This window comes from Bilifractor sp. LCP19S3_H10, assembly GCF_052119185.1.
Taxonomy (GTDB): domain Bacteria; phylum Bacillota; class Clostridia; order Lachnospirales; family Lachnospiraceae; genus Bilifractor.
The window spans coordinates 1-17,646 of sequence record NZ_JBQKFT010000011.1 but is presented as its reverse complement, the minus strand read 5'-3'; the positions used below and the strand labels follow the sequence as shown (position 1 = coordinate 17,646).

At 51.4% G+C, this 17,646-nt stretch carries 13 protein-coding genes and 1 tRNA gene; 13 read left to right on the top strand and 1 reads right to left on the bottom strand.

Annotated features, from left to right (window positions below):
• Positions 1-67 precede the first annotated feature (67 nt).
• From ACTQZS_RS09640 to ACTQZS_RS09625, 4 genes are read left to right on the top strand one after another with little or no spacing between them, the layout of a single operon-like run.
• Positions 68-1,495 (top strand): efflux RND transporter periplasmic adaptor subunit, encoded by a 1,428-nt coding sequence (locus tag ACTQZS_RS09640; RefSeq protein ID WP_441475613.1) that lies wholly within the window; start codon positions 68-70, stop codon positions 1,493-1,495.
• Between the two features lie 12 nt (positions 1,496-1,507).
• The gene (locus ACTQZS_RS09635; protein ID WP_441475612.1) at positions 1,508-2,293 is read left to right on the top strand and encodes an ABC transporter ATP-binding protein; all 786 of its coding nucleotides are present in this window, start codon (positions 1,508-1,510) and stop codon (positions 2,291-2,293) included.
• Entirely contained in the window at positions 2,283-4,529 is a 2,247-nt protein-coding gene (locus tag ACTQZS_RS09630) for a hypothetical protein (RefSeq protein WP_441475611.1), read from the top strand. Before ACTQZS_RS09635 ends, ACTQZS_RS09630 begins: the two co-directional genes overlap by 11 nt.
• Before the next feature lie 42 nt (positions 4,530-4,571).
• Positions 4,572-5,846, top strand: a complete 1,275-nt coding sequence (locus tag ACTQZS_RS09625; protein ID WP_441475610.1) for an ABC transporter permease — start codon at positions 4,572-4,574, stop codon at positions 5,844-5,846.
• 141 nt (positions 5,847-5,987) lie between these two features.
• Here the strand turns inward: ACTQZS_RS09625 and ACTQZS_RS09620 are convergent, their stop codons facing one another.
• The gene (locus tag ACTQZS_RS09620) at positions 5,988-6,623 is read right to left on the bottom strand and encodes a lactate utilization protein (RefSeq protein ID WP_441475609.1); all 636 of its coding nucleotides are present in this window, start codon (positions 6,621-6,623) and stop codon (positions 5,988-5,990) included.
• A 203-nt stretch (positions 6,624-6,826) separates the two neighbouring features.
• Between ACTQZS_RS09620 and ACTQZS_RS09615 the strand changes: the two genes are divergently transcribed.
• The 9 genes from ACTQZS_RS09615 (at position 6,827) to pfkA (ending at position 17,279) form a co-directional block, all read left to right on the top strand.
• Positions 6,827-7,312, top strand: a complete 486-nt coding sequence (locus ACTQZS_RS09615; protein WP_441098713.1) for a CBS domain-containing protein — start codon at positions 6,827-6,829, stop codon at positions 7,310-7,312.
• Positions 7,309-9,075: an arginine--tRNA ligase gene (argS, locus tag ACTQZS_RS09610; protein WP_441475608.1), complete on the top strand. Its 1,767-nt coding sequence runs from the start codon at positions 7,309-7,311 to the stop codon at positions 9,073-9,075. The genes ACTQZS_RS09615 and argS overlap by 4 nt, the downstream gene beginning before the upstream one ends.
• A complete protein-coding gene (locus ACTQZS_RS09605) occupies positions 9,072-9,839 on the top strand; it encodes an HAD hydrolase-like protein (RefSeq protein ID WP_441475607.1) in 768 nt (255 codons plus the stop codon). The genes argS and ACTQZS_RS09605 overlap by 4 nt, the downstream gene beginning before the upstream one ends.
• 39 nt (positions 9,840-9,878) lie before the next feature.
• Complete coding sequence (locus tag ACTQZS_RS09600; protein WP_441475606.1) at positions 9,879-10,673, top strand: CPBP family intramembrane glutamic endopeptidase; 795 nt, start codon at positions 9,879-9,881, stop codon at positions 10,671-10,673.
• Positions 10,674-10,799: 126 nt separating this feature from the next.
• A tRNA-Gln gene (locus tag ACTQZS_RS09595) sits at positions 10,800-10,872 on the top strand.
• Positions 10,873-11,020: 148 nt separating this feature from the next.
• Positions 11,021-11,734 carry an acyl-[acyl-carrier-protein] thioesterase gene (locus ACTQZS_RS09590; protein ID WP_441475605.1) on the top strand — a complete coding sequence of 238 codons (714 nt, stop codon included), beginning with the start codon at positions 11,021-11,023 and terminating at the stop codon, positions 11,732-11,734.
• 82 nt (positions 11,735-11,816) lie between these two features.
• A complete protein-coding gene (locus ACTQZS_RS09585) occupies positions 11,817-12,659 on the top strand; it encodes a CvfB family protein (RefSeq protein ID WP_441475604.1) in 843 nt (280 codons plus the stop codon).
• Positions 12,660-12,664: 5 nt separating this feature from the next.
• On the top strand, positions 12,665-16,135 hold the full coding sequence (locus ACTQZS_RS09580) for a DNA polymerase III subunit alpha (protein WP_441475603.1): 3,471 nt from the start codon (positions 12,665-12,667) through the stop codon (positions 16,133-16,135).
• A gap of 151 nt (positions 16,136-16,286) precedes the next feature.
• Positions 16,287-17,279: a 6-phosphofructokinase gene (gene pfkA / locus ACTQZS_RS09575; protein WP_441101501.1), complete on the top strand. Its 993-nt coding sequence runs from the start codon at positions 16,287-16,289 to the stop codon at positions 17,277-17,279.
• Positions 17,280-17,646: the final 367 nt, after the last annotated feature.

Here is a 17,646-nt window from a genome sequence, read left to right as displayed (position 1 = left end):
TGCACCTCAGAGATTTTTGGAGGCATTTGTGAACGGTGACAGACAGCTGTCATGGGAAAGGAGCATTATGAACAGGAAAAAAGCAGGCATTCTTGTGCTGATTATTGCCGCTGCGGGTGCTTTGACATTCGGAGTCATCCGCATGCATGCAGCGAAAAATAAAACGGAGAACACAGGGGAGACAGCGTATGTCGATCTGGTGTCAAACCTTGCTGATACCGGATCGCTCGGAACGAACAACTACTATGCTGGTACGGTGGAGACGCAGGAGACATGGTCCGTGAATAAGAACACCGACGCTGAGGTGAAGGACCTGAAGGTTGCCGTGGGACAGGAGGTGAAGAAGGGCGATGTGCTTTTTACCTATGACACGACAAAATACCAGCAGGATCTGGAGCAGGCCAATATCGATCTTCAGAGGCTGAATAACGAGTATACCTCAATGGGGCAGACAATCAGTCAGCTGACAAAGGAGAAGGCATCCGCTTCAGCATCGGAGCAGGCGGATTATACCATCCGGATTCAGGAACAGCAGCTCTCCCAGCAGCAGAAGCAGCTCGATATCCAGAGCAAGCAGCAGGACATCCGGAAGCTGCAGGATAACATCAACCACGCGACGGTGACCAGCCAGATGGACGGTGTGGTAAAGAGCATCAATGATGGAACATCAAACTCTTCTGACGGCACGGATACCTCCTATATCACGATAATCAAAACCGGAGACTACCGGGTGAAGGGTACCGTCAATGAACAGAACGTCGGAACGCTGTCCGAGGGGACGCCGGTTATTGTTCATTCCAGAGTAGATGAGGGCAAAACCTGGAAGGGAACAATAAATAAGATTGACACCGAGAATACCGTCAGCAGCAATAACGACTATGCATACAGCGGAGCATCGTCTTCCGGAGGCACAAACTATCCTTTTTACGTGGAACTCGAGAACAGCGAGGGACTCATGCTGGGACAGCATGTATACATGCAGACGGATACCGGAAGCAATGTGGATAAGAGCAAGGGAATCTGGATCGGTTCGTATATGGTCGATCAGTCTGATGCGAAACATCCCTTCGTATGGGCGGCAGGGAAGAACGGAAAGCTGGAGAAGCGTGAGGTAAAGCTGGGAGAGAGCGATGATACAACCGGAGAGGTGCAGATCACAGAGGGAATTACCATGGAGGATTCTCTGGCGATACCATCTCCGGATCTGAAGGAGGGCATGGCAACAGCCCCGATGAGTGAGATGCCATCGGAATCCGGAAAGGAAGGCGTGATGTCCTCGAGTTCGATTCCGCTCTCAGGAAATGACGTGATTTCCGGGAGCTACTACGAGGATACGATTTCGTCGTCAGAATATCGTGAGACCGAGAGCAGCAATAACCCGGAGATGTCAGCGGCGCAGAAGGAAGCGGCGCAGGGATCGGAGGGCGGATCAGAAGGATACGCTGACAGCACAGATGGCGGACAGGCGGCCGGCGGCGCCGTTGCCGCAGACTGAGGAGGTGCCGGAATGATCCTTGAATGCAGACATATCTATAAAAATTATATTCAGGGAAAGCTTGAAGTACCGGTTCTCAGGGATGTGAATTTTTCGATGGACGAGGGAGAATACGTGGCGGTCATGGGACCGTCCGGATCCGGAAAATCTACGCTGATGAACCTGATCGGCTGTCTGGATCAGCCGACAAGTGGGACACTGATTTTGGACGGGAACGAAGTATCGAAACTTTCGGATAATGAGCTCGCGGACCTGCGGCTGGCAAAAATCGGGTTTGTATTTCAGAACTTTCAGCTGCTGCCGTACATGACCGCGCTGGAGAATGTGGAACTGCCACTGACTTATGCCGGCCTGCCAAAGAAAAAAAGACGGGAGCTGGCGAAGGAGGCACTGGCCCGGGTTGGCCTGTCGGAGCGGGTGGATTTCCGGCCAAATCAACTCTCCGGTGGCCAGAAGCAGCGGACCGCGATTGCGCGCGCGATTGCGAACCGACCGAAAATTATTCTTGCGGATGAGCCTACCGGTGCCCTGGATTCAAAATCCGGCAGTCAGGTCATGGATCTGTTTCAGGAGCTAAACCGGGAGGGATCCAGTATTCTGATGATTACGCATGATCCCGGAATCGCGGCAAGGGCACAGAGACTCGTTGAGATCCGTGACGGCGTTCTATCTCTTCCCGGACATCAGGATCTTCCTGTACTTGAGGAAGAGAATCTGCTTCAAAAAGAAAAGAGAATAAGGAAGGAAAGCGGACATACCGATGCAGGGGAAGGAGGGGATCCGGGCAATGAAGGCTAAGAAAGTAATATCTGTTATCCTTGCATCCGTGATTGCTGCAGGCGCCGGATACGGAATCTTCCGCGCGGTACAGGTGACGACCAGCCAGAGGACTGTCACAGTTTTCAATGCTTCTGACCTGAATTTCAGCGGAGGCTACGGGTATGACAGCCAGACCATGCAGGGAGTCGTCACAACCGATGCCAGCCAGAACATTTACGTAACAGATACGGAGGATATTAAGCATGTGTATGTAAAGCAGGGACAGGCGGTTCGCGAAGGAGATATCCTCCTTGCTTATGATACGACAAAGACAGGCCTGAACCTGGAGCAGGAGAAATTGAACAACCAGCAGATCCGGCTGAATATTGAGGTGGCGGAGAAAAACCTTGATACTCTGCGCCGGATGAAACCGGTCAGCAATGTGATTCCGCCGGACGATTTCGTGCCGGTGGATCCATCATCGATCGATGATGGAGACATTGTCCCTGATAACGGTCCGGATGACATTAAAGAACCGGGGCAGAACAAAGACGAAAAACCGGGCGGGAATGACAGAGAACCGATGAAGCTTGTGAAATACAGGGAGCTGACCGCTGATTCGGAAGCAAAGAATGAAATGACCGCGGACGGAACAGCAGAAAAACCCTATCTGTTTCTCTGCGAGCCGGACGAGGAAGGCAGGATTACCATTGGTACCGGATTTATCCGTAAGCAGCAGGAAATGGCAGACAAGGCGGGTCAGAAACAACGCTATATTGTTCTGGAAATTCTTGACGCGGATGATCATGCTGTTTCCGCATGGATGCAGGATATCCGCAAGCTGGATCCGGACAGCCCGGTGACGGTAGATGCCGCTACGGGAAATGCCGATTTTGCCGATCTTTCAGCTATGACTGCAGACCAGATCGCAAAGGCACTGGAGGGAATCCGTGATACGGACAAGCTTGCGGCTGCGCTGCAGAAAATGAGCGGGGATAAAGAAAAGCTGAATAACATCCTGAAGAAAATGGACAGAGAAACGAGGGAGAAGCTTCTGCAGGCGCTGACAGAGCTTCAGAAAGAAGATGATCCCCGGGATACGCCCGCACCGTCTCAGGATACGCCCGCACCGACTCAGGAGCCGACCGCGCCGCCGGACCCGACACCATCTCCTACACCGCAGGGAGGTGAGGGGTCAGAGCCCGGGACTTCTCCACAGCCATCTCCTGCAGAGGCTGCGGGGGATACAGAACAAAGCGGAGGCACCGTGCCTGCATCAGCTTCTTCCAAAATGAACGCATTTCGGGGAGTCTTTGCTGACTGCAAAAGCTATATGCGGATCGGAGACGATGCAGACGATGCTGTTTTTTCGGGAGAAACGGCGGGGTATTCACAGAAACCCGCGTGTGTCGGGAATGGAGATTTCGGAATTCTGACGGCAGATAAAAGCGGGGCATCCCTCGGATCGGATTCCGGAACGGACAGCGGTTCAGGCAGCAGCGGGCTGATTTCCCCCGATGAGGAATATAGCGCAGATGAGCTGAAGCAGGCGATCCGGGATCAGGAAAGTCAGCTTTCGGACCTGAGGCTCGATCTGCAGGAATCGGATCTGAGGGTGAAGAAAGCGCAGCAGGATGTCACAGATGGTGTCGTAAAGGCGAAGATGAACGGAATCATCAAGACGGCCGGAGATCCGGACAATCCTCCGACTGACGGCAGCCCGTTTCTGCAGCTGGCGGGAGCGTCCGGCCTGTATGTAAAGGGAGGTGTTTACGAAAACCGTCTGTCTCAGATAAAGGAGGGAACGGAAGTCACGATAACCTCCTGGCAGTCGGGAAATACCTACCCGGCGACGGTAAAGAGCATCTCTTCGTATCCGGATACGAGCGGAATGTACGGCTCTGACAGCAGCAACTCCATATATCCGTTCATCGCCTATATCGACAGCGCCGATGCAGCTCTGACGAATGGCGAATATGTTCAGATCACAATGGATTCGTCGGGAATCACACCGGATAATACGGCGAATGGAGAATCCGACTTCTACCTGTACGGCGCCTTTGTTCTCGATGAAAACGGAAAAAAATACGTATATCTTCGCGGCAAGGACAAACGGCTGGAGAAGAGAGAAATCAAGACAGGCACATATGAAAATGGATCCTATCAGATTAAATCCGGGGTCAGTCTGTCTGACTGGGTGGCCTTTCCTTACGGGAAAGATATCAGGGAAGGCGCAAAAACGAGAGAAGGGACGATTGATGAATTGTACTCATGATTCATTCGGTACAGAACAAACCATGAATAGCAAGGAGGAGACATGGCAGAAAATCTGAAGTTTTCCTTTCAAAGCATATGGGCACATAAGATGAGGTCCTTCCTGACGATGCTTGGCGTGATTATCGGAATCGCTTCGATCATAGGGATTGTGTCAACCATCAAGGGAACCAATAAACAGATTCTGCAGAATCTGATCGGCGCCGGAAACAATAATGTAACGGTATCTTTGAAGCAGGGGGAGGGCGACTACTGGATGGACGGCGGTCTGCCTGACGGTGTCGTCCCTGTTTCCGATGCACAGAAGAAGGAAATCCGGGAACTGGACGATGTTGCGGATGCATCCTTCTATCTCTCAAGAAGTTATGCGGACAGTATTTCAGCCGGAGACCAGACGCTGGACAGCGGACAGATGCTCGGTATCGACACACATTATCTTTCCACAACCGGTTACCGGATTTACTCCGGCCGTCCGTTTGTGGATGCGGACTACACGAAGTTCCGCAAGGTTGCGCTTCTGGACGAAACGGCTGCAAACATTCTGTATCCGTCCGGCAATGCTCTTGGGAACATCCTCAGCATAAAGGGAGAACCGTACACGGTGGTGGGGCTTGTGAGAAAAATACAGAAGACGCGGCCAAACTATGATTCCTTTCAGGATTATCTGACCTATGCAGAGGAGGAATATGGAAGGGTTATGATCCCCGACGCGGACTGGCCGATCAGTTACAGTTATGACGAACCGCAAAATTGTGTCGTGAAGGCCGTCCGGACGGAGGATATGAGTAATGTCGGGAAAGAGGTTCAGGATATCATGAATGAATCCGTCAGTGCCTCAGATACAGGAGGTAAGGATGAAAGCGGCAGCGCGATCCGATATAAGGCAGAGGATCTGCTGGAAAAGGCGAAGAACAAGCAGGAGCTTGCAGCAAGCACCAACAACCTTCTGATCTGGATCGCCAGCATCGCCCTTCTGGTCGGCGGAATCGGCGTAATGAATATCATGCTCGTGTCCGTGACAGAGAGAACAGGTGAGATCGGGCTCAAGAAGGCACTCGGAGCTAGAAAACGCCGTATTCTGGCACAGTTTCTCACAGAATCCGTTGTCCTGACGAGTATGGGAGGCATTCTGGGAGTCATTGTGGGAATCGTTCTCGCGGAAGTGATTTCCAGATCATCCGGAACCCCGGCGGCAATCAGCATCCCGTCGATATTCATCGGCGTCGGATTTTCGATGGCTATCGGCATCCTTTTCGGGCTGCTTCCCTCGATCAAGGCTGCGAACCTGAATCCGATCGACGCGCTTCGAAGAGAGTGACGGCGCCGCCAATGGTACAAGCTGCGGCATTACTCCGTGAACTCGCGAAACCGGTCCTGATCGCTGCCGACGCACGCCATTTGTATAAGCTGCGGAATTACTGCGTGAACGGCAGCGATTAGGCAGGACCTCCGGGCTATGTCAGAAGCCGAGGTCCTCGCCTACCATTACAACCTTGATCCTGCCCGGATGTTTGCTGTAGCGGGTGATGACTTCCTGGCAGCAGATGGTTTCCGGACTGAGGCAGTTTCCGCAGGTTCCGGTCACGGAGCAGGGCGTCTTGCAGCCGAGACGGACACAGTTCGGCGGGGTGGCACAGTTGTGTATACGCTGGAAAGCCTCGGGAATATCAAAGGCAAGCTTGTTCATTCCCGTGACAACAATGACATGAGCTGGCCCCTGAATCAGAAAGCAGACCCGGTTGCCGTTCCCGTCGATATTTACAAGCTCTCCGTCCTTCGTGAAGGCGTTGGTGCTCATCAGAAAATAGTCGGCCATCATCTGCCGCGCCATCATTTCACGCTTTTCTTCAGGTGTTCTTGCATCTGTCCTCTCGATAAAAGAGTAATTGCCGGTTCTGACTGCGTCAAGGATTCCGCATTCATTTAGTGTCGCGGATCCGCCGTAAGTCACCGAGGATCCCTCCGGTATCAGCTCCAGTACCTTTGCTCTTGCCTCCTCCCGTGTCGCGGTGTAGAAGGCTTCGATATTCCGTTTTTCAAATTTTTTGATCATGCTCTCGCCGAGATGGCGGTAATTTAGTTCCTTCGGTGTCATGAGAAATCCTCCTTTACATGCAAAATCCCTTGTCTTGAAACTTATCGTTGTTTCCATTATACTATATTAGATCCGGTCTGTGCACGAAGGACATCGAAAACACAGTCTGGCAATATCTGCAGAGCGGGACGGAAGGAAATATCCTTTTGGGAGCACGGACGTCGTTTGAACGGCTTTGCAGAATTCGGGGCAGGTAAAATTATATGAATATCTTGTTTTTTATCACGCCAAAAGCGGAATGCGCGTACATCAGTGCGGACTGTTCCCTGCGGCAGGCAATCGAGAAGATGGAATACCACAAGTATACGGCGATTCCGATTCTCGATGAAAGGGGACGATACATCGGTACGCTGACAGAGGGAGATCTGCTGCGCATCATCAAGGACAGGTATGATCTCAGCCTCAGGGACGCCGAGGAGATCCGTCTTTCCTCCGTTCCGCGGAGATGGAAGATGGACCCGGTCAATATCAACTGCGATATCGAGGATCTGATTCAGACATCGATGCGTCAGAATTTTGTACCTGTGGTCGATGACGAAAACGTCTTTATCGGGATTATCACCCGAAAGGCCATCATCCAGTATTGCTATGAACATTTCAAAAAATACAGGGATGAACTGAAGGAATTGCAGCAGCGAACGGAACAGCGTTCCTCCGGTGAAGAACCCAAGAAGGAAAAAGCAAAATGAAGAAAGTAATCGAAGAAATCAGTGAAGTAGTAGCAGAAGCCTTTGAAAGGGCGGGATATGATGCCGGATTTGCCCGGGTCACTGTCTCAAACCGCCCGGATCTCTGTGAGTATCAGTGTAACGGAGCAATGGCAGCTAAAAAACAGTACAAAAAGGCACCGATACAGATCGCCGGAGATGTTGTGGCGTATCTTCAGGATTCTGAACTGATCGAGAAGGCGGAAGCCGTTATGCCGGGCTTTATTAACATCACGCTGAACCGGAAATCCCTTGCGGAATACGTTCAGAAAATGGCGGAGGATCAGGAACTCTCCGTCGAAAAGACGGCAGACCCGGAGACAATCGTCATTGACTACGGCGGCCCCAATGTCGCGAAACCTCTTCATGTCGGACATCTGCGTTCCGCAATCATCGGAGAAAGTATCCGGCGCATGGGCCGTCGGCTTGGCCATCACATGATCGGTGATGTTCATCTCGGAGACTGGGGACTTCAGATGGGACTGATCATCACTGAGCTTCAGGAAAGAAAACCGGAGCTGCCCTATTTCGATGACTCCTATACCGGAGAATATCCGGAGGAGGCGCCATTTACCATCAGCGAGCTGGAGGAGATTTATCCGACGGCAAGCAAAAAATCGAAGGAAGATGACGCCTACAAGAATAAGGCCCTTCAGGCGACGGCGGAACTTCAGAGCGGCAGGAGGGGATACCGGGCTCTCTGGAGACATATCATTTCCGTTTCCGTCACCGATCTGAAGAAAAACTACGAAAAACTGGATGTCCATTTTGATCTGTGGAAGGGAGAGTCGGATGCACAGGCCTATATCCCGGACATGGTTCAGATGATGAAGGACAAGGGATACGCCTACGAGGATCAGGGCGCGCTGATCGTGGATGTCAGGGAGGAAAAAGACCAGAAGGAGGTTCCGCCCTGCATGATCCTGAAATCCGATGGAGCAGCGCTTTACACAACTACTGATCTGGCTACGATTGTCGAGCGTATGCAGGATTTTGATCCGGATGAGATCCTATATGTGGTGGACAAGCGTCAGGAGATGCACTTTATCCAGACCTTCCGCTGCGCACGGAAGACGGGTCTTGTAAAACCGGAGACAAAACTGACATTTCTCGGCTTCGGAACCATGAACGGGAAGGACGGAAAGCCGTTCAAGACCAGAGAGGGCGGTGTAATGCGTCTGGAGACTCTGATCGCGGATATCGACCGGGAAATGTTCCGGAAGATCGTGGAGAATAAGAGCGTCAAGGATAAGGACGCAGAGGAAACCGCGAAGATTGTAGGACTTTCTGCCATCAAGTACGGAGATCTCTCAAATCAGGCGTCCAAGGATTATGTGTTTGACGTCGATCGTTTTACTTCTTTTGAAGGCAATACCGGGCCGTATATCCTGTATACGATCGTGAGAATCAAATCCATCCTGAATAAGTTCAAAGCGGAGGGCGGAAGTCTGGAAGACGCGAAAATCCTGAACGCCGCAAGTGACATTGAGAAGAAACTGATGCTTCAGCTGTCGCGATATAACGAGGCGCTTACCGGTGCCTTTGAGGAAAAAGCGCCGCATCGTCTCTGCGCCTATATTTACGAGCTATCCAATAATTTCAACAGCTTCTATCATGAGACCCGGATTCTGACCGAGGAGAATGAGGGGCAGAAGAAATCCTGGCTGCTTCTTCTGAAGACTGTTCAGAGGGTACTGGAGGATGCAATCGATGTCCTCGGTTTCAGTGCCCCGGAGGAGATGTGAGGAAACCTGAAGATCCGGAAGAACACAACAGGTCCGATGCGGTCAGTGACCGGAAATCGGAAATGGATGAAAATGTGTTCGTGGGAGGAGAGGAGAAAATGGAGCGTCTGATCGTCTTCGATTTTGACGGCACACTTACAGATACGGGGCTCGGAATCACAAGGAGCGCCCAGTATGCGCTGGATCAGATGGGATGGCAGCACCGGGAGGCGGAAGAACTTGGATTCTTTGTCGGTCCGCCTCTGAATGAAAGCTTTGCGCAGATGGGTATGAATGAATCTGAGTGTGCTCAGGCAGTCCGTCTGTTCCGGGAGCGGTATGAATCGATCGGTAAGCTTGAGTACACAGTATATCCCGGGATCGGAGATCTGCTGTGCTCTCTGAAGGAAGGAAAATGGCGGATCGGAATGGCAACCTCAAAGCCCGAAAAGTTTGCGAGGGAAATCGCTGACGACTGCGGATTTCTAAGGTACTTCGATTGTGTGAGCGGGATATCTCTGAGCGGGGAGGAGGGGACGATCTCCAAGGCCTGCCTGATCCAGCGGGTGCTGGACAGGACTGGCTTCTCGGGAAGAAGAAATGCGGCATGCATGGTCGGAGACCGGAAATATGATATTGAGGGCGCGAGAGCAGAGAAGCTTCTGGCTGTCGGTGCGGCCTATGGATACGGCGGAAGACAGGAACTGAAGAGAGCGGGGGCGGATCTGGTTTTTGATACGCCAGAGGAGATGGCGGAGGCTCTTCTGACCAACAGAGTCCTTTAAACGTAGAGCCTTTAAACGTCCTGCTGCGGAGATAAGAAAATGACAATGAGACAGAAAATCTGGGATGTGGTTTTTCCGCTGGTCTTTATCTGGCTGTGCATGGCGGCGGTTACGGTCGTCCTTCTGCTTGTGACGGGGCTGATCGTCGGAGAGTATGATCCGGAGAAGATCTATGACAGGGTCCGGACACTCCCGATGTGGATCAGCATCGCAGCATTCGGCCTCACGCTTCTTCTGCAGAAGAACAATTACCGGGTGGACTCCATGCGCTTTCCGATGCGGGACGGCGGGTGGAAGGCATGGCAGATGGTGTGTGGCTGTCTGTGTGTTACCTTTGCCGGTCATGTTTGGAGCAGCCTGATCACGGGAAGCGGTCTGGAACGGGTTTTCACGGGTTACACGCAGAACGCCGCACCTGCCTTCGAAAACCAGAATCTGCTGCTGCTGATCCTCGGAACAGTGATTCTCGGACCGGCGGCGGAAGAGATGATTTTCCGCGGCATGCTGTTTCGCCGCGCGGCGTACTATGCCGGTATGAGGAAAGGAATCCTGCTCTCTGCTTTATGTTTCGGTATCTATCATGGAAATGTGATTCAATTTCTCTACGCATTCCTGCTTGGCTTTCTTCTGGCTTTTGTCTATGAAAGGAGCGGCGACCTCCGTGCTGCCGTTGCGGCACATATGAGCGTCAACGCCTGGGCTGTGTTCGGAGACCGTCTGATACGAAAGACTTTCCATGGATCTGTTCCCGCATCCTGTCTGGCTGCGGAAGCAGCTGCTTGTGTGACCTGCTTTCTCCTGCTTTATTTTCGGAGAAAACAGAAAAGTGCCTGAAAGAATTCATGAACAATATGGTGTTCGCAGAAAAAAATACGAATATAAAAAATATCAAATTTCCCCTTGCATTTCCCGGGAATGTCTGATAGAATATCACATGTTGCAAGGCAATGCACAAGTCATTGGGCTATCGCCAAATGGTAAGGCAACGGACTCTGACTCCGTCATTTTCCTGGTTCGAATCCAGGTAGCCCAGTAAGAAGCGATTACATCCATGTGATGTAATCGCCTTTTTTTATTATAAGCTCTTCGAAAACGCAGACGGGTCGCCTGCCGCGAAGCGCGCGTAAGAGACCGGATGCGAATGCATGCAACGACGCGAATACCATGAAAGGAAGAAAACAATGAAATATTATTATGAAGGAAGAGTCCGCTTCAGTGAAGTAGACGAAAATCAACGCATGACTCCCTATACGATCCTGAATTATTTTCAGGACACTGCAACCTTTCATGGTGAGGACGCAGGGATTGGCATTGCTCATAACCGAAAGCAGGATCATGCGTGGGTGATCGTGGACATGCAGGCACATATCTACCGATATGCCGCTTTCAACGAGAAGATCCGGGTAGGAACCTGGTCTCACGGATTTCGGAGTCTCATGGCGTCCCGTGACTTCTCAATGGAAAGCGCGAATGGCGAGACACTGGTTCTTGCAACCTCGGACTGGGTATTTATGAATATGAAGACGGGAACACCGGAGGTGATTCCCGCAGAGCAGATCGAGGGATACGGGTTCGATCCGTCGTGGAAGATTCCGGAGGATCTGGGCAGACGAAAGATCCGGATGCCCGAAAACGGGGAGGAAGAGAAGAAAATCATAATCCGTGAAGAACATCTTGATGTAAACGGGCACATGAACAATGCACAGTACGTGCGCCTCTCAAGGAGATTTCTTCCTGTCGGATTTGAGGTTCATCACCTTCGCGTCGAATGGATTCGCCAGGTTATGGAAGGCGATGTCATTGTCCCAATTGTGGGAAAACGGGACAGCAGCTTTTATGTACAGTTTAATGATGAACAGGGAGAGAAATACTTCATCTCTGAATTTTCGGAGTAATGAAACCGGTCTCCGGTTTCCCGGAATGTGAAAGTTATTGCCGCATGATTACAGGCTTCGGTTACAGAAAGGACGGAACAACATGTTAGAATTAGGAAAAAAACAGGTGCTGAGAGTGCTGAAGAGACAGGACTTCGGAGTATATCTCTCCGATGACCCGAAGGCTGGAAAGGAGCAGCAGGTGCTCCTGCCTGCCAGACAGGTGCCGGCTGGAGCGGAGATTGGCACCCCTGTCGAGGTATTTTTGTATCGGGATTCGAGTGACCGGCTGATTGCAACGACAAACACACCAAAGCTAGAACTCGGGGAGACTGCGGTTCTCAGGGTGAAGGATACAACGCGCATCGGAGCGTTTCTTGACTGGGGGCTGGAAAAGGATCTTCTGCTCCCCTTCCATGAACAGACCTGCAAGGTTGAGAAAAATGAGGATGTTCTGGTCGCTCTCTATATTGACAAGAGCGGGCGCCTTTGCGCGACAATGAAGGTCTATCACTATCTTCATACGGATTCCCCGTACAGTGTCGGCGATGTGGTGCAGGGAAGGGTATATGAACAGAGCAAAAACTTCGGCGTTTTTGTTGCCGTAGATGACAAATATTCTGCTCTCATCCCGAAAAAAGACGCACAGGGAGAATTCCGGCCGGGAGAGATACTGAAGGTTCGGATCACACAGATCCGGGAGGACGGAAAACTGACTGTCACGACCAAGCAGAAGGCTTATCTTCAGATGGATACGGACGCAGAGAGGATCGAAGAAGCCATCCGCGAGGAGGGAGGCGTTCTTCCGTTTGATGACAAAGCGGATCCTGAACTGATCAACAGCCGCTTTGGAATCTCAAAGGCTGCATTCAAGCGCGCGGTTGGTCATCTCCTGAAGGAGAGAAAAATACGGCTCGATGACGGACAGATTTATCTGAAAGAGTGATCAGAATGAGTTTTGTACATCTGCATGTTCATACGGAATACAGCCTGCTGGACGGATCGAACAAGATCCGGGATTATGTCGCCCGGGTAAAGGAGCTCGGCATGAATGCCGCTGCGATTACGGACCACGGGGTGATGTACGGCTGTATTCAGTTCTACAAGGAGTGCATGGCCCAGGGAATAAAGCCTATCCTCGGGTGTGAGGTTTATGTAGCGCCCGGGTCAAGGTTTGACCGGGAACCCGCTGCTGGTGAGAACCGCTATTATCATCTGATCCTGCTGGCGGAGAACTTGCAGGGATATCACAATCTGATGAAAATTACCAGCCGGGGCTTTACAGAGGGCTTTTATTATAAGCCGAGAGTCGACCTGGAGCTTCTCAGAAAATATCACGAAGGGATCATCGCGCTTTCTGCCTGTCTGGCGGGAGAGGTTGCTTCCAACCTTGCAAGAAACCGTTACGAGGAGGCGAAAGCCGCAGCTCTCCGGTATGAGGATATTTTCGGAAGAGGCAATTTTTTTCTTGAACTGCAGGATCATGGAATTCCCGCGCAGAGAATCGTAAATCCACAGCTGCTGCGGATGAGTGAGGAAACGGGCATTGAACTTGTGTGTACGAATGACTGTCATTACACAAGAGCGGAGGATGCCGATGCCCATGACATTCTTCTGTGTATTCAGACTGGGAAAAAGGTCAGCGATGAAAACCGTCTGCGATATGAGGGCGGGCAGTATTATGTGAAGTCCGAGGAGGAGATGGCAGCTCTGTTTCCCTATGCCAGGCAGGCGCTTGACAATACCCAGAAGATTGCAGACAGATGCCAGGTCGAGATCCGCTTTCATGAGCTGAAGCTTCCGAAATACGAGGTGCCGGAGGGCTTTACTTCATGGACTTATCTTCAGAAGCTGTGCTATGACGGCGCGGAACGGCTCTACCATCCGGTCACGCAGGAAATCCGCGACCGCCTGGAATATGAGCTGAATACAATCCGTACCATGGGGTACGTCGATTATTTTCTGATCGTCTGGGACTATGTTCATTTCGCAAAGGAGCACAACATTCCTGTCGGCCCTGGAAGAGGAAGTGCTGCGGGAAGCATGGTATCCTACACGATGGGAATCACGGAACTGGACCCGCTGAAGTACAGTCTGCTTTTTGAACGTTTCCTGAATCCGGAGAGGGTATCCATGCCGGATATTGACGTGGATTTCGGGTTTGAACAGAGACAGGAAGTCATTGATTACGTCGTAAGAAAATACCATAAGGACCGGGTGGTTCAGATCGTGACCTTTGGTACGATGGCAGCCCGAAATGCGATCCGGGACGTCGGACGCGTTATGGACCTGCCCTATGCGCTCTGTGATGCCACCGCGAAGATGATACCGAATGAGTTAAACATCACGATTGACAAGGCACTGACGATGAATCCGGATCTGAAGAGGGCATACGACTCTGACGAACAGGTACATCATCTGATTGATATGGCGAGAAAGCTGGAGGGACTGCCAAGGCACACCTCCATGCATGCTGCGGGTGTGGTCATTTCATCCAGACCGGTAGACGAGTTTGTACCGCTCCAGAGAGCGGCGGATGGCACCATAACAACACAGTATAATATGACGGAGCTGGAGGAGCTGGGTCTTCTCAAAATGGACTTTCTCGGACTCCGGACGCTGACGGTGATTCAGGATGCCACAAATATGGCGGAGAGAAGAACCGGACTGAAAATTGATCTGCGAAAGGTTGATTATAATGACCCGAAGGTAATGAAGATGATCGGAGAGGGACGGTGCGAGGGGGTGTTCCAGCTGGAGTCCGCAGGAATGACGAGCTTCATGAAGGAACTGAAGCCCACCTCTCTGGAGGACATCGTCGCGGGTGTGGCGCTTTATCGCCCGGGACCTATGGACTTTATTCCTGACTATATCAAAGGAAAAAAACACCCGGAACTGGTACGGTATGACACCCCACAGCTTGAGCCGATCCTGAAGTCCACCTATGGATGCATTATCTATCAGGAACAGGTCATCAACATCGTCCGCGAGCTCGCCGGCTATTCCTACGGAAGCGCTGACCTGCTGCGGCGGGCAATGTCAAAGAAGAAAATGCATGTCATGGAGGAGGAACGCCAGAATTTTGTCTACGGCAGCGAGGAGAAAAATATACCGGGCTGCATCCGCAACGGAATCGATGAACAGACGGCAAATAAAATCTATGATGAGATGATCGATTTTGCCCGGTACGCGTTCAATAAAAGCCACGCCGCATGTTACGCGGTTGTGACCTTTCAGACAGCGTGGCTGAAATGCTACTATCCTGTCGAGTTTATGGCTGCGCTGATGACTTCGGTCATCGACAACGCGGGAAAATGTTCAGAATATATGCTGCACTGCAGGAAGATGGGAATTGAAATTCTCCCTCCGGATATTAACCGGAGCGAGAGCTCGTTCTCGGTGGAAGGCGGAAAGATCCGCTATGCCCTTTCGGCCGTGAAGGGAATCGGACGCCCGGTCATGGAGGCGATAGAAGCGGAACGGGCGCTGAACGGTCCGTTCAAGAGCCTGAGAGACTTCTGCGAGAGGCTCTCCGGCAGAGAAGTCAACAAGCGGACGCTGGAAAATTTCATCAAGGCAGGAGCCTTTGACTGCTTTGGCGGTACCCGCAGGCAGTATATGCAGGTGTACAGTCTGATCCTGGATCAGGTCAGCCAGGACAAGAAGAATAACATGGCCGGCCAGATGACGCTCTTTGATTTCATGGGCGAGGAGGCCGGAAAACAGTTTGAGATACGTCTGCCCGATGTCGGAGAATTTAACAAAGAGGAAAAACTTGCCTTTGAGAAGGAGGTGACCGGGATCTATATCAGCGGTCATCCTCTGGAGAAGTATGAGGAAAAGTGGAGAAAGAACATCACAGCGGTAACAACGGACTTCCTTCCGGACGAAGAGAGCGGGATCCCGAAGGTCGGAGACGGAAACCGGGTTACGGTAGGCGGTATGATCACTTCCAAGACGATCAAATACACTAAAACAAATCAGACGATGGCGTTTCTGACGCTGGAAGATCTTCTCGGCACAATGGAAATCATCGTATTTCCAAAAAGTTATGAGCAGTATTCAGGTATGATTGATACTGACGCAAAGGTGTTCATCCGCGGCAGGGTTTCTGTGGAAGAAGACCGGCCAAGCAAGCTCATTCTGGAAAGAGTGATTCCCTTTTCCGAGGTTCCGGCCGAGATCTGGATTCGCTTTCCGGACAGAGATGCCTTTGAACAGGCGGAGAAGGATATCCGGGATATTGCCGCGCCTTTCCCCGGAACGGACCGGATCATCGTCTATCTGGAGAAGGAGCGCGCCATGAAGCGGCTGAACTGTTTTACAGACGCGGAAGACGCCGGAGGTGTTCTCGTCACTTTGAAGCAAAAATTCGGCGGTGACAACGTGAAAGTTGTTGAAAAGCGCATTGAAATGCAATAGAATTTGCATTAAAATATAACATGCTTGGGCAGACATTGGCCTTTTTCCGGTCTATCGCCGGAACAGGGACGTAAGGGCAGCCCGGAAATCAGGAATTACAGTTATTCTGATACATCGAATACATCTAATGTGTAGAATCGGAGGAACGATAATGGCAGAAAGTAAAGTCAAAACAATAGGTATCCTTACCAGTGGCGGTGACGCGCCGGGCATGAACGCGGCGGTTCGTGCGGCTACCCGTCGTGCGATCGGCAAGGGACTTAAGGTTAAGGGAATCCTGAAAGGGTATGAAGGACTGATCAACGAAGAAATTGTTGACCTGAATGCCAAGGACGTTTCTGATATTATCGGAAAGGGCGGAACAATTCTGTATTCCGCGCGCTGTGCAGAGATGCGCACCGACGAGGGAATCGACAAGGCGGTTGCCACATGCAATAAATACGGGATTGACGGACTGGTTGTTGTAGGCGGCGACGGTTCGTTTGCGGGAGCCCAGAAGCTTGCGGATAAAGGGATCAATGCCATCGGCGTTCCGGGAACCATCGACCTGGATATTGCCTGCACAGAGTACACGATCGGTTTCGATACTGCAGTAAATACGGCAATGGAAGCCATTGATAAGGTACGTGATACCTCGACTTCTCATGAGAGATGTTCGATCATTGAGGTAATGGGAAGAAATGCCGGATATATTGCACTCTGGTGCGGAATCGCATCCGGAGCGGAGGATGTTCTTCTGCCGGAGAAATACGATTATGACGAGCAGACGATCATCAATCACATCATTGAGACCCGTAAAAAGGGCAAAAAGCACCACATCATCATCAACGCAGAGGGTATCGGCCATTCACAGGCTATGGCAAAGCGGATTGAGGCAGCTACCGGAATCGGCACACGTGCCACCATCCTCGGCCATATGCAGCGTGGAGGAAGTCCGAGCTGCAAGGACAGAATGTACGCTACCATTATGGGGGCATACGCGGTGGATCTGCTGATCAGTGGAAAGACCAAGAGAGTTGTCGCATACAAGAACGGACAGTTTGTCGATTTCGATATCAATGAAGCACTTGCGATGAAGAAGTCTCTGTCTGAATATGAGGTTGAGCTTGCCAAGACCCTTTCTTATAACTATGTCATGAAATAACAGGCGCATAGCTTATGAATTTATGTCATGAAATAACAGGCGTATAGCTTATGGATTGCAGGGGCTGCCACGCGAAATGCGGAGAGAGATCTCTTCCGGACCCATTTCGTGTGGCGGCCTTTTTGCATTCCGTGTCGGAACTCATGATAAAAGCGCTGTGACCTGCAATTGATGCAGCCATAGCAGAACATTCTTTCTTTGCCGGGAAGAGCGCTGTTTAATTACGCGAACAGTGAGCCGCAGCCGAATGCGAAGTATTCGTGTGCGGCGAGCGTCGCGATAGCGAGATAAAACTCGCGCAGCGTGTTTTATCTCGTTGGTGCGCCCGGCGGGCGCACGTTCCAAAGGGTGAAAGTCCCGACCCCGC